A 21,435-nucleotide genomic window follows, 5' to 3' on the forward strand; every position below is an offset into this window, starting at 1 on the left:
CCCCTCCGGGTGCCCGCCGCCACAACGTCACCCAACCGTCCGCAAGATTCACGGCATCGTCACGCATGCGCCACCGCCGGGGCGCATTGCTCCTGCAACACCGTCAGGCGATCTGTAGACTCTTTCCAGAATCGCCCAACCCGCCGCCGCGCCTGCGCGCTCGCACCGCCACGCGCGGCCCCGGAACCCGCAGGAGGTCGCACCCCATGGCTACCGGCCAATCCACCGGCGCACCCCGTTCCGCTTCCCCCGCCGCACCCGGCGCGTCACCAGACGCGTCAGCAGACGCATCCACGTCCCGCGCGGGCACGGGCGGCACAGCGTCCGCGCGGTCCTCTTCTTCCCCGGCCCCCCCGGCGGCCCCGTCCCTTTCGCCCCCGCTCTCCGTTGACCTGCACGTGCACTCGCGCCACTCCACCCGCCCCTCGCAGTGGATTCTGCAAAAGCTGGGCTGCGCGGAAAGCTACACCGACCCCAGGGCGCTGTACGACATCGCCCGCCGCCGGGGCATGGACCTGGTCACCATCACCGACCACAACACCCTGGCGGGCAGCCTCGAAATCGCCCACCTGGACCACACCTTCGTCAGCGAGGAAATCACCGCCTATTTCCCCGAAGACCGCTGCAAGATCCACGTGCTGGCCTGGGACCTGACCGAGGTCCACCACGCGGACATCACCCGCCTGCGCGAGAACATCTACGACCTGGTGGACTACCTGTCCGTGTCGGGCATTCCCCACGCCTGCGCCCACGCCATGTACTCGCTGAACGAACGCCTGACCCTGGACCACATGGAACGGCTGCTGCTGCTCTTCCGGGTGTTCGAGCTGAACGGCTCGCGCGACGACTTCCAGAACGGCATCCTGCGGGCCGTGGTGCAGGGGCTGACCCCGGCCGACATGGACGCCATGGCCGACCGGCAGGACATGACCCCGCGCATGGAACGGCCGTGGGTGAAGCACCTCATGGCCGGGTCCGACGACCATTCCTCGCTGAACATCGCCCGCAGCCACACGATCATCGAGGGGGTTTCCGGCGTGGGGCACGGCCGCGTGCGCGACGCCCTGCGCGGGGTGATGGAAGGGCGCGGCACGCCGCACGGCAGCGCCGCCACCCCGGTGACCATGGCCCACAACCTGTATTCCATCGCCTACCAGTTCTACAAACAGCGCTTCGGCCTGGCCCGCCACGTCAACCGCGACACGGTGCTGCGCTTCGCCGACCGGGTGCTGACCGGCGCGCCGGAACCGGAAGGCGGCCTGCTGACCAGGCTGCACGGGCTCATCGGGTACCGCCGCCCGAAGCTGTCGTTTTCCGGCTCCACCCCGCGCACGGTGCAGGACCATCTGCAAACGGAAGCGGCGGACATCATCCGCAACGACCCGGAACTGCGCGCCCTGCTGGACGGCCCCGCCGCCGACATCACCGGCGAGCGCACCGAGCGCGCCTGGATGCGCTTTGCCGACCAGGCCTCGGAACGGGTGCTGCGCACCTTCGCCGACACCCTGCTGGACAACGCCATGGGCGCGGACCTGTTCAGCGTGTTCAACGTGGTGGGCTCGGCAGGGTCGCTCTACGCCATCCTGGCCCCGTACTTCGTGGGGTACACCCTGTTCACCAAGGACCGCGCCTTCGCCCGCGCCTGCCGCGACCACTTCCTGCCGCACGAGGCGGAGGCCGGGCGCGGGGCGCACGCGCAGGGGGGCACGCCTTCCGGTCCCCGGCCCCATGCCCCCCATTCCACCGGCGCCACCCCCGACGCCGGGGCCGACGCCCATGCTGACGCCCATGCCGATGCCCATGCCGATGAATGGCACGCCACGGGCCGCCTGCACGTGGGGCACTTCACCGACACCTTCTACGACGTCAACGGCGTGGCCCGCACCCTGCAACTGCAACTGGACATCGCCCGCCGCAACGACAAGCGCCTGCAAGTCATCACCTGCGCGCCCGACGGCGTGGCCGACCCGGAACTGGCCGACCGTTCCGACGTGTTCACCTTCCGGCCCATCGGCTCGTTCGCCATGCCGGAGTACCCCGGCCTTGCCCTGTACTACCCGCCGGTGCTGAAGATCCTGGACCACTGCTACCGCCAGGGCTTCACCCACCTGCACTCCGCCACCCCCGGCCCGGTGGGGCTGGTGGCGCTGGCGGCGGCGCGCATCCTGCGCCTGCCCATCCACGCCACCTACCACACCGCCTTCCCGCAGTACGTGATGATGCTGACCGAGGACGCCGGGCTGGAAGAAGCCATGTGGCGGTACATGATCTGGTACTACAACCAGATGGACCGGGTATACGTGCCCTCGCACGCCACCGGCGACGAACTGGCGGAACGGGGCATCGCGCGCGAGCGCATCGCCTTCTACCCGCGCGGCATCGACACCGAAACCTTCACCCCGGCCCGCCGCAACGGGTTCTTCAGCCGCTACGACGGCAGCACCGTGACCCTGCCGCGCTCGTTCCCGGACAGCGGGGAGGCACGCGCCGGGGCAGGCGCGTCCCGCCCGGCGGCCCAGCCGGTGCGCTTCCTGTACGTGGGACGCCTGTCGCGCGAAAAGAACCTGCACGTGCTGGCCGACGCCTACCGGCTGGTGGCGGCCCGTGCCCCGCACCTGCGGCTGGTGCTGGTGGGCGACGGCCCGGCCCGCGCCGAACTGGAACAGACCCTGCGCGGTCTGCCGGTGACCTTCACCGGGTACCTCACCGGCGACGACCTGGCCAACGCCTACGCCTCGTCGGACGTCTTCGTGTTTCCCTCCGGCACCGACACCTTCGGCAACGTGGTGCTGGAGGCGCAGGCATCCGGCCTGCCGGTGGTGGTCACCGACAAGGGCGGGCCGCAAGAAAACCTGCTGCCCGGCCGCACCGGGGCCATCGTGCCGGAAGGCGACGCCACGGCCATGGCCCGGGCCATGCTGGACATGGCCGCCGACCCGGCCCGGCTGGACGCCATGCGCGCCGCCGCCCGCGCCTACGCCGAAAGCCGGTCCTTCGAGGCGGCCTTCCTGCAACAGTGGGCCATGTACCGCGACCGCAACGCCGCATAGGTAGACATCGTTTCCGCAGCCTCCAGCCCCGTCCCCCTCCCGCACGCCGCCCCGCATTCCGCATGGAGTGCGGGGCGGTCGCGGTGGAGGACGGGCGCGGAAACGCCGGGAGAAAGGGCGGCGCGCGCAGGGCGGTCTTGCCGCCCCGCCCCGGCGCGTTGCCGCGCCCCGCGTCCGCTGCTACGGTCGGGCAGCCATTCCCACGCCATCCAAGGAGACCCCATGGCCCGCCTGCTGCTGCTCGGCGCGGGGCACGCCCACCTCGACGCCATCCGCGCCATTCCCGCGCTGGTGGCGCGCGGACATACGGTGACCGTGGCCGGACCCGGCCCCTGCCACTGCTATTCCGGCATGGGCCCCGGCGTGCTGGGCGGCACGTACCCGCCGCAGGCCATGGCCCTGCCGGTGCGGCGCATGGTGGAGGCGGCGGGCGGCGCGTTCATCACCGGCACGGCCGTGCGCATCGACGCGCCGGGGCACGCCGTGCACTTCGCCTCCGGCCTGCGGCTGGAGTACGACGTGTGCTCGTGCAACGTGGGGTCGGTGGTGACGCATTCCCTGCCCTGCGGCGGGGACGGGCCGGACGTTGGCGGCATGCCCCCGGTGTCGTCGATACCGTCGATACCCCCTATGCTGCCGGTGCTGCCAGTGCTGCCGGTCAAGCCCATCGAGAACCTGTATCGTGCCCGGCAGGCGCTGCTGCGGCTGGCCGCGCGCGGTCCGGTGCACGTGGTGGCGGCGGGCGGCGGCCCGGCCGCGCTGGAGGTGGCCTGCAACGCGGCGGTGTGCCTTGCCCGGGCGCGGGGCAACGCCATCCCCACCGTACCCGCCGGGGATTCGGTGACTCTCGTGGCCGGGCGCGGGCTGCTGCCCGATCTTCCGGAACGGGCGCGCGCGTTGTGCCGCGCGGTGGCCGCGACGCGCGGCGTGCGCATCGTCGAGGGCGCGCGGGCCGTACGTGTCGAAACGGACGGCGTGCTGCTGGACGACGGCCGCACCCTGCCCGCCCATGTGGTGCTGGCGGCCACCGGCGTGGCCCCGCCGCCGCTGTTCGCCGCATCGGGCCTGCCCGTGGGGCCGGACGGCAGCCTTGCCGTGGACGCGCACCTGCGCTGCCCCGCCCACTCGGACCTGTTCGGCGGGGGCGACTGCATCCACTTCACCCCGGCACCGCTCCCCCGCGTGGGGGTGCACGCCGTGCGCCAGGGGCCCGTGCTGGCCGCCAACCTGGCGGCCCGGCTGGACGGGCATGCGCGGCGCTCCACGGACGCATCCCGGCCATCCGGCCAGCCCGCCCTCGTCCCCTACGTTCCCCGGCCCGGCCATCTGCTGGTGCTGGACACCGGCGCGGGCACGGGGGTGTTGCACCGCCCGTTGGGGGGCGCGGCGCTGTGCTTCGGCGGCCGCCCGGCCTTCCTGCTCAAGCGGGCCATCGACACCCTGTTCATGCGCCGCCACTTGCCGCCGGGCGGCGCCCGGCCCGGCGAATGCCCATGGGATGCCCCGGCCTGATGCCACGTGCCCCGGCCGGGCGACGGCACCCCCCTGCACAACCGCAGGAAACGCGGCGACGAAGTCCCCACTTCCCCCGCAACGCACGACGGCCGCCACTTCGCGTGACGGCCGTCCTCGTTTCGAACTCAACATCGCGCGGCGTCGCGCCCGGCCCCGCTACAGGCCGGAGCAGGTCCGGCCGCCGCAGAAGGTCAGGAAGCGCTGCGCCTCGGTGAAGTCGGGCCGCATGGCCAGGGCCCTGGTCAGGTGTTCCATGCAGGCGCCGGTATCGCCCTTGTCGAAGTGCACCCGCGCGATGTTGAAATGCAGGTGTTCGTCCTCGCGACATTCCAGCGCCTTGTGGTAGAAGCGCAGCGAATCGTCGAAGTGCCCGTTCTTGCGCAGGCTGATGCCGAACTTGTTGAAGCGCACCCGGTGTTCCGTCAGGAACGCCTCGTCGCTGCCCATGAGCACGTTCAGCACCTTGCGCAGCCGGGCCACGTCCTTCTTTTCCGCGTACACCTCGCCCAGGCCGAAGTTGGCGGGCACGTTCAGGTCGTCGATCATCAGCGCCTTGATGAACGCCCGTTCCGCATCGTCCAGGCGCAGTTCGGCAAGGCAGGCCTCGCCTTCGGCCAGCTTGCGGTGCAGGGACGCCAGCGCCGGTACCGTATGATGCTTGTAGTACAGCGGTTCCGGCATGTACGAACGAAGAAAATCAAGTTCTTCCATTGATTTACGAATGCCAGACGGCACATGGTGCACGTTGAGCGGTTGCACTTCGCAGGTGCCCGCATCAAGTTTGCGTGCATACCAATAGGTGACCTGCCGCTGCTGCGACGCGGTGCCGCCTATGCCCACCACGGCATCCTGCTGCAATGAATAGACGCCGAGTATGACCGGATACTGTTCGTCGTGCACGGGTTCTCCCCTGCTGCGCGCCAGGGCGCGACCGATGTCCTGCCCTCCCCAAGGCGGTGGGTTGTCGCATACTTCATTGCCTGCCCCTCCATGTCAAGACCGTTACACCGCATTGCGCGTTCCCCTTCGCACGTAGCGGGGCAACCCTACCATCAGCATGGGCGCTCCCCGGAGGGTGGCGCGGTAACCCCCAATTGACGCCGTGCCTCCATGCGGCAAAGAATAATGTTCCGATACGCCGGCGTATGGCACAGCGGCGGCAAAACGGTTCCGGCCGACGCACGCGCGCCGCGCCCAGCCACAGGACACGCAAGCCCCATGCCCACCAGACGTCCGCGCCCCGGTTCTTCACTGCTCGGCTTCGTCGCCCTGGCCTGCGCGGTGACGGCCCTGCTCTTCCTGCTGCTTGAACTGCCCGAACCGGACAATACGGCGTGGCGTGGGGGCACGGTGCGGGTGGGCTACGCCCTGGAACCCCCGTACGCCTACCGTACCCCCGAGGGCACCGTGACCGGCGAGGCCCCGGAAGTGGCCCGTGCGGTGCTGACCCGCGCGGGAATCACCCGGGTGCGCTGGGTGCTCGGCGACTTCAACGCCCTGATCCCCGACCTGCTGGCCGGGCACATCGACATGATCGCGGCGGGCATGTTCATCACGCCCGACCGGACGGCGCGCGTGGCCTTTTCGCTGCCCTCCAGCACCGTGGGGCAGGGCCTGCTGGTGCGGCGCGGCAACCCGCGCGACCTGCACGACTACGCCTCGCTCGCCGGGCGCGGCGAGGTCACCGTGGCCGTGCTGGACGGCGCCGTGGAGCACCGCCAGTTGCTGCTGCTGGGCATGCCCGCCGAGCGGTTGCTTCTGGTGCCCGACGCGCACGCGGGCATGACCGCCGTGCGCAAGGGCCGCGTGGACGGCCTGGCCCTTTCCGGCCCCACGGTGGTGCTGCTGGCCCGCCAGCAGCCGGACGAACTGGAGGCCGCGCGGCCGTTCGCCCAGCCGGTCATCGAGGGCAGGTCCGTGGCCGGGCTGTGCGCCTTCGCCTTCCGCAAGGAAGACGCAGCCCTTGCGGCCAGGGTGAACGAGCAGTTGCGCACCTTCATCGGCTCGCCGGAGCACCTCGCGCTGGTGCGGCCCTTCGGCTTCGACGCCACCACCCTGCCCCCCTGGTCCATCCCCGACGGACGCGCCTCCGCCGGACGCGCCCCCGACGGACGCGTCCCCGGCGACTGACCCGGCGCGGGCCGCGCATCGCACGCCTCCATCCCATGGACGCCGAACCCGCCACGACCGCCACGCCAGCCACGTCCGGCACATCCGGCACATCCGGCACATCCACCACAGGACCCGCAGCATGACCAGACGCCCCGTCATCTCGCAGAGCCGCAACATCGCCATCGCCGGGGGCATCCTGGCGCTGGTGTGCTCCGGCGTCCTGCTGTTGTGGGTCAACCACGGCTGGCACGCCAGCCTGCGCGGCTTCCTGCCGGTGGTGAAGGCGCTGCGCATCGCCCGGGCCGACCTGCTGAAGGGGCAACTGGCCGCGGAACGCCAACTGGCGGGCGACACCGACATCCTGCCCGGCATCCACGGCGCCTATTTCGAGCAGGGCGCAGGCAGGCTGTACGATGCCGTGGACGAACTGCTGGCGCCGGGCGGCGCCCTGCCCGGCCACGCCATTCCGGGCGTCCCCGCCATTCCCGCCGTCCGTCCCTTCCGTGACGACGCGCCGGAAATGCTGGCGGCCCAGTTGCGCATCTACGCCGACGGCATCACCGCGCTGGACCGCACCACCAACGCCCGCCTTTCCACGCCGCGCGAGGAGCGCCCCCTGCTGGTGCTGGAACAGCGGAGGGCCTTCACCGAACTGGACCGGCTGGGCGACGCGCTGGAGCGCAACGTCTTCGTCCGTTTCGTGGAGGATGCCGAGCGCCAGAGCCGCCTGACGCGGGTGGTCTTCGTGCTGTGGATGGGCTTTCTGTGCGGCCTCACCCTGCTGTTCAAGGTGGCCGCCGACCGCCGCCGCGCCGCCGAGATGGCCCTGGTGGACAGCGAGGAACGCTGGCAGTTCGCCCTGGAAGGACCCGGCGACGGCGTGTGGGACTGGAACATCCGCACCGGTGAGCTGTTCCTTTCGCCCCGCTGGAAGGAACTGCTGGGGTACGGGGAACACGAGATCGGCGCCTCGCTCCGCGAGTGGGAAGGCCGGGTGCATCCCGACGACCGGCAGCGCGTACGGGCCGACATGGACCTGCACCTTTCCGGCGCCACCGCCACCTACCGCTCGGAATACCGCATGCGGCGCAAGGACGGCTCGTACATCTGGGTGCTGGCCCGGGGCAAGGTGATGTCCCTTGCGGAAGACGGCGCGCCGCTGCGCTTCGTGGGCACCCATTCCGACGTCACCGCCCGCCGCCAGGCCGAAGAGGCCCTGCGCACCAGCCGCGAGAACCTGGCCGTCACCCTGCGCTCCATCGGCGACGCGGTGATGGCCACCGACCGCGCCGGACGCGTCACCCTGATGAATCCGGTGGCCGAACGGCTGACCGGCTGGCCCTTCGGCACAGCCAGGGGGCGGCACATCGGCGAGGTGTTCGTCATCGTCTCCGGCGGCACGCGCGAACCGGTGCCCGACCCCGTGGCCCGCGCCGTGAGCACCGGCCAGGTGGTGGAACTGTCCAACGACACCCTGCTGCTGGCTCGCGACGGCGCGGAATACCAGATCTCGGACAGCGCCGCCCCCATCCACGACGCGGCCGGCGAGATCACCGGGGCGGTGCTGGTGTTCACCGACGTCAGCGCCCAGTACGCGGCCCGCCGCCAGTTGCTGGCCAGCGAACGGCAGTTCCGCGCGGCCATCGAGGAAGCGCCCGTGCCGGTGATGATCCACGACGAGGACGGCACCGTGCTGGCCCTCAACCGCAGCTGGTGCGAACTTTCCGGCTACACTCCCGGCAGCGTGCCCACCCTGGCCCGCTGGGAGGAATTGGCCATGCGCGGCGACCCGGTGCATGTGCCCCATGCGGGGCAAAGCGCGGGACAGGACGCGGGGCCGGGCGGCGGGGATGGCGGCACGGGCGATGCCGCGCGCCACCCCACCGACACCGACACCCTGTACGCCCTGGGCGCGCGCCGGGCCGACGGCGAACACCCGGTGACCTGCGCCGACGGCTCGGCCAGGGTGTGGGACTTCAGTTCCGCGCCGCTGGGCTCGCTGCCCGACGGCCGCCGCGCGGTGATCCGCATGGCCGTGGACGTCACCGGCCGCAAGGAGGCGGAGGCCGCCCTGCTGCGCGAAAAGGCCATGGCCGAGGCCGCCAACCTGGCCAAGTCCGAATTCCTGGCCAACATGAGCCACGAAATCCGCACCCCGCTCAACGGGGCGCTGGGCATGCTGCAACTGCTGCAGACCACCGCCCTGGACGGCGAGCAGCAGGACTACCTGACCAGCGCCATCACCTCGGCCCGGCGGCTCACCCAGCTCTTGTCCGACGTGCTGGACCTGTCGCGGGTGGAGGCCGGCCGGCTGGCCCTGCGCGCCGCGCCCTTCGCGCTGGAGGGTGTGGCGGCGTCCATCCGCGACATCTTCCTGCTGCCCGCGCGCGAAAAGGGACTGGAACTGGACATCCGGCTGGACCCGCGCCTGCCCGCGCGGCTGGTGGGCGACGAGGCCCGGCTGCGCCAGATCGCCTTCAACCTGGTGGGCAACGCCATAAAGTTCACCGACTCCGGCTCGGTGACCGTGGAACTCGTCCTGCTGGGCCTGCCCGCGGGCGCTGCCGGGAACGCTGCCGGGGGCACCCCCGCGGGCAGGCCCGCCCATCTGCACCTGCTGCTGGAAGTGCGCGACACCGGCATCGGCATTCCGGAGCCGCACCTGGAACGTATCTTCGAGCCGTTCAGCCAGTTGGACGGCTCGCACGTGCGGCGGCACGGCGGGGCGGGGCTGGGCCTGTCCATCGTGCGGCGGCTGGTGGCCCTGATGGGCGGCGAACTTTCGCTGGAAAGCACCCAGGGGGAGGGCACCACGGTGTTCATCTCGCTGCCCTTCGGCGCCTTGCGGGACGCCGACGAAACGCGGCAGCCCCCGCCGCCGGGACAGGATGTCCCCGAGGCGGACGCCCCCGTGACCGGCGACGCGGGCTTGGGCATGCCCGCCCGCCATGCCGACGTTTCCGCCCTGCCGGGCGCGCATCCCCGCATGGCGGCGCGGGCAACGCACTCCCCCGCGCACGGAGAGGCGGACAACCCCGATGGCCGCGCCAGGGACGACGCCCTGCCGGAAACCCCGGCGGGGCTGCACGTGCTGCTGGTGGAGGACGACGCCGTGAACCAGCTGGCCGTGCGCCGCATGCTGGAGAAGTCCGGCATGACCGTGACCCTGGCCCCCGACGGCCAGCAGGCCCTGGACGCCCTGCGCCACGCCAAGTTCGACTGCGTGGTCATGGACGTGCAGATGCCGGTCATGGACGGCATATCCGCCACCCGCGCCATCCGCACCGACCCGGCCTTCGCCGCCCGCGCGTCCATTCCCGTGGTGGCCATGACCGCCCACGCCATGGTGGGCGACCGCGAAACGTTCCTGGAGGCGGGCATGGACGACTACGTGGCCAAGCCGGTGGAGATGGGCGTGCTGCGCCGGGCCATCCTGCGGGCCATGCAGTTGCGCCGGGGCCCGGTGGAATAGACCGCCCCTCCCGCCAGGCCGCCCGCACCGACCTCCCCCCACCCCGGCCCGGTCCGCACACCCCGGCCCTTCCCGGTCCGCACACCCCGCGCACCCTGCGCATCCCCCCTTGCGGCCCGCCGCACGGCTCCGCGCCCCCGGCAGGCACGCCCCTCCAGCGCCAGCAACCAGCCCCCCCTCTCGCACCCCGCCTTCCGTTCCGTCTCCACCCCCGTCTGTACGAAAAACACGAATTTTCAGAAATAGCTGACAGTCTTTCAGAAAAACATGACTGACCGGCTCGGCCCTGCATCATGAACTCGCGTCGTTACGGCATGTTAGCGACCACTCGCACGCTGGCCCGCCTCTTGCTGTGCATTCTTTCACAATGGGGCTCGCAATCCCCCAACCCTCAGCCGGAGGCATGCGCATGCCACCCCGTTCCCGAAGTTTCTGGATCATGGCCGTGGGCCTGGCCGTGGTCGCCCTCGGTGCGAGCGCCTATGGCGTGAAGGCCACGTCCACCACCGCGTTCTGTATGTCCTGCCACGAGATGAAGGTCTACCAGACGGAACTGGACGCCTCGCCCCACGCCAAGGACGCCAAGGGCGCGCCCATCGGGTGTTCGCAATGTCACATCCCCGGTACGGGCCTTGTGCGCATGGTCGCCGCCAAGACGTACCTGGGGGTGAAGGACATCTGGGCCCACTACGGCGGCAAGGGCGAGGATATGGACCGGGCCGCCATGCAGCCCATGGCGCGCCGGTTCGTGGACGATGCCAACTGCCGCGCCTGCCACCAGGACCTGACCCGCAACGCCAAGAACGACGGCGCCGTGTCCGAAACCGGACGCCTGGCCCACGAGAACTACGAGGGCAAGAACGGCATCTCCCGCAGTGGCTGCGCGGGCTGCCACCGCAACATGGCGCACCTGCCGCGCTTCGACCAGCGCCTGGCCGCCAACGCCAAATTCGCCGCCAAGCTCAAGGAGGCACGTCCATGACGCCCGATCCGACGGGAACCACGCCGACCTCACGGTCAACGTCCATCCTGGCCCACCCGCTGCTGCGCAACCGCGCGGTCGTCGTGCTGGCGGGCCTGGCCCTGCTGATGGCCGCGTTCTTCCTGTACGTGCGCCTGGCCTTTCCCGGCGTGCGCTGCGAGGCGGCCAGGCACCTCGATGCGCCCGAAAAGATGGGCGACTGCTACGGCTGCCACGTGAAATCCACGCCCCGCGTGGCCCAGGACTGGTACGAGGGCAAGCACGGCATCACCCTGGTGCGCTGCCAGACCTGCCACGGCCAGCCCGACGGCAAGGGGGCCATCGCCTTCAACCGCTCCCCCGGCGTGGAGATCTGCGCCCGCTGCCACGCCCCCAGCATGGACCGCATGGAGGCCAAGTTCGGCACGCGCGGCAACTGTTCCGCGTGCCACCCCAACCACCAGAACCCCATGCACGGCGACGCCTACGTCAACCGGCAAGCCACCACCAAGACCACGCTGGATTAGGGCATGCCCGCAACGCGTCCTTTTGCCCGCCGGCTTCGTCAAACGTCGCCTGCCCTCAGGTCGAATACCACAAAAGTATACTCCCTGATGTCAGGCTTGTTTTCCTTGCCGGCGAACAAAAAACCTGCGTTGCAACCATGCCCCCATAGCAAGGAGCTCACCATGGAATGCACCAGACGCGATTTTCTGCGCTACATGGCCCTGTCCGCCGCGCTGGCCGCCGTCAGCGGCGCGCCGCTGCCGGCATCGGCCGCCCAGCAGGACGAAAAGCCCGACACCTGGGTCAAGGGCGTATGCCGCTACTGCGGCACCGGCTGCGGCGTGCTCGTGGGCGTGAAGAACGGCAAGGCCGTGGCCATCAAGGGCGACCCGGACAACCACAACAAGGGTCTCTTGTGCCTCAAGGGCGCGCTGCTCATCCCGGTGCTGAACTCGCCCGACCGGGTCACCAGCCCCATGGTGCGCAGGACCAAGGGCGGCCCCCTCGAACCCATCGGCTGGGACGAGGCGCTGGACCTGCTGGCCAGGAAGTTCCGCACGGCCATCGACACCCACGGCCCCAAGTCCGTGGCCTACTACGGCTCGGGCCAGTGTCTGACCGAGGAATCGTACCTGGCCAGCAAGATCTTCAAGGCGGGGCTGCGCACCAACAACGTGGACGGCAACCCCCGCCTGTGCATGGCCTCGGCCGTGGGCGGCTACGTGACCTCGTTCGGCAAGGACGAGCCCATGGGCACCTACGAGGACATCGACCAGGCCTCGTGCTTCTTCATCATCGGGTCCAACACGTCGGAGGCGCACCCCGTGCTGTTCCGGCGCATCGCGCGGCGCAAGCAGGCCACGCCCGGCGTCAAGATCATCGTGGCCGACCCGCGCCGCACCAACACCTCGCGCATCGCGGACCTGCACATCGCCTTCCGCCCCGGCACCGACCTGGCCCTGATGAACTCCATGGCCTGGGTCATGGTGCACGAGGAACTCGACAACTCCCGCTTCTGGGGCAAGTACGTGGCCTTCAAGGACAACGAGGGCAAGGACTGCTCCTTCGACGACTACAAGGCCTTCCTGGAGGACTACCGGCCCGAGAAGGTGGCGGGCATCTGCCACATCCCCGAGGAGCAGATCTGGCAGGCCGCGCGCCTGTTCGCGGAATCGCCCGCCACCACGTCGCTGTGGTGCATGGGCATCAACCAGCGGGTGCGCGGGGTGTGGGCCAACAACCTGATCCACAACCTGCACCTGATCAGCGGGCAGATCTGCCGCCCCGGCGCAACCCCCTTCTCGCTGACCGGGCAGCCCAACGCCTGCGGCGGCGTGCGCGACGCGGGCGCGCTCTCGCACCTGTTGCCCGCGGGCCGCGCCATCCCCAACCCCAAGCACCGCGCCGAGATGGAGCAGTTGTGGGGCGTGCCCGAAGGCACCATCGCCCCCGAGCCCGGCTACCACACCGTGGCCCTGTTCGAGGCCCTTGGCCGGGGCGACGTGAAGGCCCTGCTGATCTGCGAGACCAACCCCGCCCACACGCTGCCCAACCTGAACAAGGTCCACAAGGCCATGAGCCACCCGGACGCGTTCATCGCGGTCATCGAGGCGTTCCCCGACGCCGTCACCCTGCGCTACGCCGACCTGGTGCTGGCCCCGGCCTTCTGGTGCGAGCGCGACGGCGTGTACGGCTGCGGCGAACGCCGCTACGCGCTCATCGAAAAGGCCGTGGAGCCGCCGCAGGGCTGCCGCCCCACCGTCAACACCCTGGTGGAGTTCGCCAGGCGCGCGGGCGTGGACCCCAAGCTGGTCGACTTCCGCAACGCCGCCGACGTGTGGGAGGAATGGCGCACCGTCAGCAAGGGCACCACCTACGACTTCTACGGCATGACCCGCGAACGCCTGCGCAAGGAATCGGGCCTCATCTGGCCCTGCCCCCACGAGAAGCACCCCGGCACCCGGCTGCGCTACGTGCGCGGCGAAGACCCCATCGTGCCCGCCGACCATCCGGACAAGTTCTTCTTCTACGGCAGGCCCGACGGCAAGGCCGCCCTGTGGATGCGCCCCTACCAGGGCGCGGCGGAAGAGCCCGACGCCGACTACCCCCTGTACCTGACCTCCATGCGCGTCATCGACCACTGGCACACCGCCACCATGACCGGAAAGGTGCCGGAACTGCAAAAGGCCAACCCCTCGGCCTTCGTGGAGATCAACGGCGACGACGCCACGCGCCTCGGCATCGCCCACGGCGACGCCTGCGTGGTGGAAACCCGGCGCGACAAGATGACCCTGCCCGCGCGCGTCAGCGACGTGTGCCGCACCGGGCTCATCGCCGTGCCGTTCTTCGACAGGGAAAAGCTGGTCAACAAGCTGTTCCTGGACGCCACCGACCCCATCTCGCGCGAGCCCGAATACAAGATCTGCGCGGCACGGATACGCAAGGCGTAGGCACGGCGGGAGAAGAGACAACGGGGGAGGGAGGAACCTCCTGTTTCCTCCCCCCCCCCCAAACTTTTCAACGGAGAGCGCAGCATGGCCATAGCAGGCATTCTGGTGCAGACGGACGCGGACGCGGCGGAAGCCGTATGGACGCGGCTGGCGGTGGACCCGCGCATTGCCGAGGTGCAGCGCGCGGAGGTTCCGGGCCGCATGGTGGCGGTGCTGGAGGCCGAGTCGGACCGCATGGAACAGGAGTTCAAGCGGCTGGCGGCCTGGGAAGGCGTGCTGTCGGTGGACTTGGCCTACCTGACCTACGAGGACGAACTGGCCGACGGCGGCTCCATCAAGTGTCCGCCGTGGGAACGCAAGCACCGGAGCGCCTGAGGTGTCCGCATCCTCCAAACCGCCGGACGGCGGGGGGTCACTCCCGGCATCCGGGGGCATGGCGTCGGGCCTGCTGCGGCCGCCGGGCGCGCGGGCCGAGGCGGAATTCCGCGCCCGGTGCATCCACTGCGGCAAGTGCGCGGAGGCGTGCCCGTACGGGTCCATCCGCATGGCCGCCGGACGCCTGGCCGGGTTCCTGGGCCGGGTGCGCAACACGCCGTACATCCATGCCAGATCCATCCCCTGCTGGCTGTGCATGAAGTGCCCGCCGGTGTGCCCCTCGGGCGCTCTGCGGCCGGTGCGCGACATGGCGCGGGCCGACATGGGCATGGCCGTGCTGCTCAAGAACCGCTGCCACAACTGGGTGGGCACGGTGCTGTGCCGTACCTGCTACGACAAATGCCCGCTGCGCGGCACGGCCATGGTGCTGGAAGGCGGCGACATTCCCGCCGTGGCCGACGCCTGCGTGGGCTGCGGGGTGTGCGAGCACGTCTGCCCGGTGGACGCCATCGTGGTGCGGCCCGACGCGGGCCGAAGGACGGCGGTGAATATGGATAAAGTTGCCGGACGAAGGACCGCGTCGGATATGGATAAGGTTGCCGGACGCAGGACGGCGGCGGATGTGGACAAGAAAAACGCCGCCACGTCCGGACGCGGAGGGAGCCCGGCATGAAACCGTGGCACGCACGCTGGCGGCGCCCCGCGCAGTGGGCCGTGCTGGCCCTGTTCGCGGTGCTGCCCTGGCTGAACCGCAAGGGATTCCACGGGGTGTCCGGTACGCTGTTCTCGCTGGAGGCGTGGGGCCTGCCGCTGGCCGACCCGCTGGCCGCCGTGCAGGTGCTGGCGGCCGGGGCGCTGCCCGGCGCGCGCCTTTTGCTGGGCGGGCTGCTGGTGCTGGCCGTGGCCGTGGTGCTGGGCCGGGTGTTCTGTTCCTGGGGTTGCCCCTACGGTCTGCTCTCGGAACTGGTGCATGCCCGGCGAAAGGGCGGCCCGCGTGCGGCATGCGCGGCCTGCCTCGCTCGTCCCCGGACCGGAGCCGAGCCGGACGCTGCGGCTCGCCCGCATGCCACGGCTCACCAGGACGCCACGGCTCACCAGGACGCCTCCCGGCTCACCAGTTTGTCCCCCACGTGGAGGAACGGCTTCCCCGTCCGGGCGGGCATGGCGGCGGCCGGGCTGGCGCTGACGGTTCTTGCGGGCGCGCCGCTGCTGAACCAGCTTTCCCTGCCCGGCGAGATCACCCTGCAACTGCTGGCCCTGTCCCGCCCGGCCCCTTCCGCGTGGGACTGGCCGTGGACGGGCCTTGTCCTCGTCGTCGCCCTGCTGGCGGCGGAATGGCGCACCCGCACCCGCCTGTGGTGCCGCTACCTGTGCCCGCAATCGGTGCTGCTTTCCCTGGCCGCACGATTGTGGCCGGGTGCGCTGGCCATCCGCCGCGACATGCGCCGCTGCACCTGCTCCCCCAACGACCGCGCCTGCGCCGGGGCCTGCTCCATGGGCCTCGACCCGCGCATCCCCACCCGCGCCCCGCGCAGCGAATGCACCAACTGCGGCGACTGCGCCACAGCCTGCGCCGCACGCGGCGGCGCGCTGCGCCTGGGCTTCCGGGAACCGCCGGACGCATAGCCGGAGAAAGTAATGCGGGGGAGGGACCCTTTTGCGGCAGCCGTAGGCGAGTCTCCGAGCCCTACGGATGGCGTCCGCAAAGCGTGGAAAAGGGTCTCCTCCCCCGAACCCCCTCCCCCCAAAACTTTTATTTGTGCTGCCGGGATATTACGAATACGCAAACGTGGGGTTCCAAGGGGCGGTAGCCCCTTGGCCGCCGGAGGCGTACAAAAACAAACGGTGGTAACACGCTGCGGAGGAAGGGAAGGAGTCCCCACCGATAGCCACCCCCTTCAGCACGAATAGGTGGTACGCGCCACGGGCATGAGCCCGCGCAGCACGGAAAAGCCGTGCCCGGCGCGGGAAAAGGCGTGGCCGTCCAGACTCACCACATCGGCGGTGAAGCCCACGCGCAGGGGCACCAGGTCGGTGGGCGTGGTGCCGCACAGGCTGTCGCGGAAGCCGGGGCCAAGGGACAGGCGGCCGGGCTGGCGCGCCTGCCTGCCGGTGGCGGCGGCCCAGCGGGCGCAATCCGGGCAGCAGGCGGGCCAGGCGTCCGGACCCGCTTCCGCCATGGCGTTGCAGGTCACCACCACCTTGTCGGTGGCTGTGGTCAGGGTCGTCACGCTGCCGCCCTCGTCGAATTGCAGGGAGTTCAGGTCGGCGGCCATGCCGCCTTCGGGGTCAGTGTCGAAGGCCAGCAGGGCGCCCACGGGGGTTATGGCCTCAAAGGGGGCGTCCGGCTCGAAGGAACGCAACGCGCCCGATTCGTGGAACGAAAACCCCACGCTGACGCTGGCCGGTCCCTGCGGGGTGGCGATGGTCACCCGCTCGCCGGGCCACAGGGTGACGCTGCGCAGCGCGCCGGACGGAAAGAAGTGCGCCGAGATGATCCGCGCGGTGACTACCCCGATGGGCGTTTCCATGCGTTGCGGCACGGCCAGGGCGGTTTCGTTCTCCACGCTCCAGTAGGCGGATATCTTGCCGTCCAGCGGGAACACCCGGCGCAACCGGCCGCCGGGGTGAAAGGTGACCCGCTCCGCCGCCATGGGGCCTGCGGGCGTTTCAATCACCGCCTTTTCCTGCAACGACACCGCCTTCAACCCGCCGCCGGGGTGCAGTTCCACCGGCTGCACCCGCTGCCTGCGGGGGTCTTCCGGCACGTACTGGGGCACCAGCACGCCCGCCGGGGTGGACAGTTCGATCCGCTCCTCCAGCAACACCTCGGCCGGACTGCCGTCCGGATGGAGGCACCGCACCACCGCGCCCGGAAACGCCGTGACTGCGGACTGCGCTGTCCGATGGTCGCTCATGTGGCCTCCCTGGCCGCCCGTTGTCGCCCGTTGTCACCTGGCGCCGCCCGAAAACGCGGGCATTCCATGCGGCGGGCCGGGCGCATGCCCCATTCTCGCATCTTTCCAAAAACGTTAATCCATACCCATACCATGCCAAACACACGGCCGCACGTCGAGGGGGAAAGGGGCAGGACGGGCCGGGAGAGATGGACACCCACGAGCAGCGCCAACAACTCAACAATGTGTATTTACTTTAAAAATATCCCATACGCACCTGCCACAATCCGTAATTCACAAAATCAGCACATCATACCTCGCAGGCAAGTTCGCCTCCGCCAGCACGTGCCCATTCCGGACCATGCCGGTCTTGACGCACCCGCCCAAGAGTGGTTGCATGCGCAAATATAGACGCAGCCCCCCGCCGCATCCCGACACGGCGACGGCCACGGGCAACCCGCAAGCGGCGCAACGGACGCCGGAACCCCCACCGCCGGGCAGGCCAGCCCTTCCCGACGGCAAGGAGCCCCCCATGAGCAAGAAGCACGACACGCAGAACACAGGGCCGGCCGCAACGCCGGACGACATCTCCCCGAACAACATCTCCCCAAACCACATCTCCGTGGACGACATCGTCACTCGCGTAAACGAGGCGCAGCGCGCCTTCGCCAACTTCACCCAGCAGCAGGTGGACGCCATCTTCCACGCCGCCGCGGCCGCCGCCACGGCGCAGCGCATCCACCTTGCGCGCATGGCCGTGCAGGAAACGGGCATGGGCATCCTGGAAGACAAGGTGATCAAGAACCACTTCGCCTCGGAGTACATCTACAACAAGTACAAGGACGACAAGACCTGCGGGGTCATCCGCGACGACCCGGCCTACGGCTACCGCGAGGTGGCCGCGCCCATCGGGGTCATCGCGGGCATCATCCCCACCACCAACCCCACCTCCACCACCATCTTCAAGGCGCTGCTGGCGCTGAAGACGCGCAACGGCATCATCTTCGCGCCGCACCCGCGCGCCGCGAAATCCACGGTGGAGGCCGCGCGCATCGTGCACGAGGCCGCCGTGGCCGCGGGCGCGCCGCGCGGGGTCATCGGCTGGGTGGAAGCGCCCACCCCCGACCTGACCCGCCAGCTCATGCAGCACAAGGGCGTGGCGCTCATCCTGGCCACGGGCGGGCCGGGCATGGTGCACGCCGCCTACAGTTCGGGCAAGCCCGCCATCGGCGTGGGCGCGGGCAACACCCCGGTGGTGGTGGACGCCACGGCCAACGTGAAGATGGCGGTGAACTCCATCATCCTGTCCAAGACCTTCGACAACGGCATGATCTGCGCCTCCGAGCAGGCGGTCATCGTGGAGGACGCGGCGGCCGACGCGGTGAAGGCGGAATTCGCGGCGCGCGGCTGCCACTTCGCCACGCCGGAACAGGCCGAGGCCCTTGCGGGCGTGATCTTCACCGACGGCAAGCTCAACTCGGCCATCGTGGGCCGCACGGCGGCGGAAATCGCGGCCATGGCGGGCATCGGCGTGCCGCCGGCCACCAAGATCCTCATCGCGGAACGGGACGCCATCGACCCGCTGGACCCGTTCGCGCACGAGAAACTCTCGCCCGTGCTGGGCTTCTACCGCGCGTCCGACTTCGCCGCCGCCGTGGACATGGCCCAACGCCTGGTGGAACTGGGCGGGGCCGGGCACACCTCGGTGCTGTACACCGACGAGGCCAACCGCGAGCGCATCGTCCACTTCCAGGACGTGCTGACCACCGGGCGCACCCTGATCAACATGCCCTCGTCGCAGGGGGCCATCGGCGACGTGTACAACTTCGAGCTGGCCCCCTCGCTGACGCTGGGCTGCGGCTCGTGGGGCGGCAATTCCGTCAGCGAAAACATCGGGGTGAAGCATCTCATGAACGTGAAGACCGTGGCCGAACGGCGCGAGAACATGCTGTGGTTCCGGGTGCCCCCGAAGATCTACTTCAAGATGGGGGCGCTGCGCCTGGCGCTGGAGGACATGCGCGACAGAAAGCGCGCCTTCGTGGTCACCGACCGCACCATGGAAGACCTGGGCCACGTGGGCAAGGTGGCCGCCGTGCTGGAAAAGCTGGGCATCCAGTTCCGGGTGTTCAGCGACGTGAAGCCCGACCCCGACCTGTCCGGCACCTACGCCGCGCTCGATTCCATCCGCGCCTTCCAGCCGGACATGTTCATCGCCCTCGGCGGCGGCTCGCCCATGGACGCGGCCAAGATCATGTGGCTGATGTACGAGCAGCCGGACCTGAAGTTCGAGGAGATATCCCTGCGCTTCATGGACATCCGCAAGCGGGTCTACGCCTTCCCGGCGCTGGGCAAGAAGGCGGTGATGGTGGCGGTGCCCACCACCTCGGGCACCGGGTCGGAGGTGACGCCCTTTGCGGTGATCACCGACGACGCCACGGGCATGAAGTACCCCATCGCCGACTACGAACTGACGCCGGACATGGCCATCGTGGACCCGGAATTCGTCATGGACATGCCCCGGACGCTCACCGCGCACTCCGGCCTGGACGCCCTGACCCACGCGGTGGAGGCCTTCACCTCCACCTATGCCAACAACTTCAGCGACGGCAACGCGCTGGAGTCCGTCCGGCTGATCTTCAAGTACCTGCGCCGGGCGTACAACGAGGGCGCGCGCGACGTCATGGCCCGCGAAAAGATGCACTACGCGGGCACCATCGCGGGCATGGCCTTCGCCAACGCCTTCCTGGGCGTGTGCCATTCCATGGCCCACAAGCTGGGGGCCGCGTTCCACATGCCGCACGGCCTCGCCAACGCGCTGCTGCTCTCGCACGTCATCGAGTACAACGCCACCGACACCCCCACCAAGCAGGGGCTGATGCCCCAGTACCGCTACCCCTTCGTCAAGGGCCGCTACGCGCGCATCGCCGACATGCTGGGCCTGACCGAAGGCTGCGGCGACGACCGCGACCGCAAGGTGGCCCGGCTGGTGCAGGCCATCGAAAAACTGAAGGCCGACCTGAACATTCCCGGCTCGCTGCGCGAGGCGGGCATCGCCGAAGCGGACTTCATGGAACGGCTGGACCTGCTGGCCGAACAGGCCTTCGACGACCAGTGCACCGGCGGCAACCCGCGCTACCCGCTGATAGCCGAAATCCGCGAACTGTACCTGAAGGCGTACCACGGCGCGCCGCTGGCCTCGCTGGCCCGCCCGGACAGGACGTAGCCGGGGCAGGAGAGGGAACAGCGGCACGCAGCGCGGAAGGCCGGACGGCCACGAAACGCCCGCCGTCGACACAAAGGGCCTTGCGGCGAATCCCGCAAGGCCCTTTCGTCGTCACGGAACAGCGGCGGTACCGCAGCGCTTACGCCCCGACCCCAGCCACCAGCGCAATACCCGTCCGTTCGGCCACATCCGCCGCCGTGGTGCACAGGCGCTCGTTCTTCGCCAGCGCCCGCAGCAACGACATGTCGGCCTGCACATGGTGGCGCGGCTGGTTTGAAGCGCTGTACGCGTGCCCGGCCTGCCGCAACGAAAACCCGGCCATGCACACAGGCGCGCCCTTCAGCAGCAAGGCCAGCACCACAGCGAACACCCCGGTGGAAGGCTTCGCAACTTCCGTCGAGACATCGACCCCGGTCGCATCGAGGACAAGCTGCGCCCTCTGGTCGTACCCGAGCACCGCGACATCGTCCCATGCATAACCCAAGGCGCGCAGGCAGCGCCGGGCCGCAGCGAATCCGCACCCCACATCGATGTACACCAACAGCCCGGTGCGCAGGTCGCCGAGCATCGCGCGCGCTTCGTGGTTGGCGATCGAATCGCCGAACATGAACCCCGACATCACCGTAACCGCAGGACTCGGCAGGGCAAGCCGCCGGGCTATCGCACCGGAAGCGTTGACGCAAACCACCTCCGCATCCCCTGCCCATCCGGGCAGCAGCGGATCCGGCGCAGAGGCCAGCACCAGCGTGGGCCCACGAAAAGGACGTACATTCAACCGAACCATACCCTCTCCCCGCATGGCGCGGAAATGCACAGGACGCAGGCATCGCCCTGAAAAACCGCAACACCCGCAAATACGGCCGTATTCCCTGG

14 protein-coding genes are annotated in these 21,435 nt (G+C 69.9%); 11 read left to right on the forward strand and 3 right to left on the reverse strand.

The window, feature by feature from the left end; genetic code table 11:
* Positions 1 to 206: 206 nt before the first annotated feature.
* Both V6B97_RS08455 and V6B97_RS08460 read left to right on the forward strand, forming a co-directional pair.
* A complete protein-coding gene (locus V6B97_RS08455) occupies positions 207 to 3,050 on the forward strand; it encodes a glycosyltransferase (RefSeq protein WP_333506064.1) in 2,844 nt (947 codons plus the stop codon).
* A gap of 222 nt (positions 3,051 to 3,272) precedes the next feature.
* A complete protein-coding gene (locus V6B97_RS08460; protein ID WP_333506065.1) occupies positions 3,273 to 4,562 on the forward strand; it encodes an NAD(P)/FAD-dependent oxidoreductase in 1,290 nt (429 codons plus the stop codon).
* A 159-nt stretch (positions 4,563 to 4,721) separates the two neighbouring features.
* Here the strand turns inward: V6B97_RS08460 and V6B97_RS08465 are convergent, their stop codons facing one another.
* Positions 4,722 to 5,465, reverse strand: coding sequence for a tetratricopeptide repeat protein (locus V6B97_RS08465; RefSeq protein WP_333506066.1), 744 nt, complete (start codon positions 5,463 to 5,465; stop codon positions 4,722 to 4,724).
* Positions 5,466 to 5,783: 318 nt separating this feature from the next.
* Here V6B97_RS08465 and ehuB point away from each other — a divergent pair, with 318 nt between their 5' ends.
* From ehuB to V6B97_RS08505, 8 genes are all read left to right on the forward strand, one after another.
* On the forward strand, positions 5,784 to 6,695 hold the full coding sequence (gene ehuB, locus V6B97_RS08470) for an ectoine/hydroxyectoine ABC transporter substrate-binding protein EhuB (protein ID WP_333506067.1): 912 nt from the start codon (positions 5,784 to 5,786) through the stop codon (positions 6,693 to 6,695).
* 121 nt (positions 6,696 to 6,816) lie between these two features.
* Positions 6,817 to 10,149: a PAS domain S-box protein gene (locus V6B97_RS08475; protein ID WP_333506068.1), complete on the forward strand. Its 3,333-nt coding sequence runs from the start codon at positions 6,817 to 6,819 to the stop codon at positions 10,147 to 10,149.
* A gap of 409 nt (positions 10,150 to 10,558) precedes the next feature.
* Entirely contained in the window at positions 10,559 to 11,131 is a 573-nt protein-coding gene (locus V6B97_RS08480; protein WP_333506069.1) for a cytochrome c3 family protein, read from the forward strand.
* On the forward strand, positions 11,128 to 11,637 hold the full coding sequence (locus V6B97_RS08485; RefSeq protein WP_333506070.1) for a hypothetical protein: 510 nt from the start codon (positions 11,128 to 11,130) through the stop codon (positions 11,635 to 11,637). Before V6B97_RS08480 ends, V6B97_RS08485 begins: the two co-directional genes overlap by 4 nt.
* A gap of 162 nt (positions 11,638 to 11,799) precedes the next feature.
* Complete coding sequence (locus V6B97_RS08490) at positions 11,800 to 14,067, forward strand: nitrate reductase (protein ID WP_333506071.1); 2,268 nt, start codon at positions 11,800 to 11,802, stop codon at positions 14,065 to 14,067.
* 84 nt (positions 14,068 to 14,151) lie between these two features.
* Positions 14,152 to 14,442 (forward strand): chaperone NapD, encoded by a 291-nt coding sequence (locus tag V6B97_RS08495; RefSeq protein WP_333506072.1) that lies wholly within the window; start codon positions 14,152 to 14,154, stop codon positions 14,440 to 14,442.
* 58 nt (positions 14,443 to 14,500) lie between these two features.
* A complete protein-coding gene (locus V6B97_RS08500) occupies positions 14,501 to 15,115 on the forward strand; it encodes a 4Fe-4S dicluster domain-containing protein (RefSeq protein WP_333506073.1) in 615 nt (204 codons plus the stop codon).
* The gene (locus tag V6B97_RS08505; RefSeq protein ID WP_333506074.1) at positions 15,112 to 16,068 is read left to right on the forward strand and encodes a 4Fe-4S binding protein; all 957 of its coding nucleotides are present in this window, start codon (positions 15,112 to 15,114) and stop codon (positions 16,066 to 16,068) included. Before V6B97_RS08500 ends, V6B97_RS08505 begins: the two co-directional genes overlap by 4 nt.
* 272 nt (positions 16,069 to 16,340) lie before the next feature.
* On the opposite strand, the gene V6B97_RS08510 is transcribed toward V6B97_RS08505, so the two are convergent.
* Positions 16,341 to 17,360 carry a hypothetical protein gene (locus tag V6B97_RS08510; RefSeq protein WP_333506075.1) on the reverse strand — a complete coding sequence of 340 codons (1,020 nt, stop codon included), beginning with the start codon at positions 17,358 to 17,360 and terminating at the stop codon, positions 16,341 to 16,343.
* A 511-nt stretch (positions 17,361 to 17,871) separates the two neighbouring features.
* Here V6B97_RS08510 and adhE point away from each other — a divergent pair.
* Positions 17,872 to 20,562, forward strand: a complete 2,691-nt coding sequence (gene adhE, locus V6B97_RS08515) for a bifunctional acetaldehyde-CoA/alcohol dehydrogenase (RefSeq protein ID WP_333506076.1) — start codon at positions 17,872 to 17,874, stop codon at positions 20,560 to 20,562.
* Positions 20,563 to 20,701: 139 nt separating this feature from the next.
* On the opposite strand, the gene V6B97_RS08520 is transcribed toward adhE, so the two are convergent.
* A complete protein-coding gene (locus V6B97_RS08520) occupies positions 20,702 to 21,346 on the reverse strand; it encodes a hypothetical protein (RefSeq protein ID WP_333506077.1) in 645 nt (214 codons plus the stop codon).
* Positions 21,347 to 21,435 lie beyond the last annotated feature (89 nt).

Origin of the sequence: Nitratidesulfovibrio sp. 1201_IL3209 (genome assembly GCF_036763125.1) — a bacterium.
Lineage (GTDB): Bacteria > Desulfobacterota > Desulfovibrionia > Desulfovibrionales > Desulfovibrionaceae > Cupidesulfovibrio.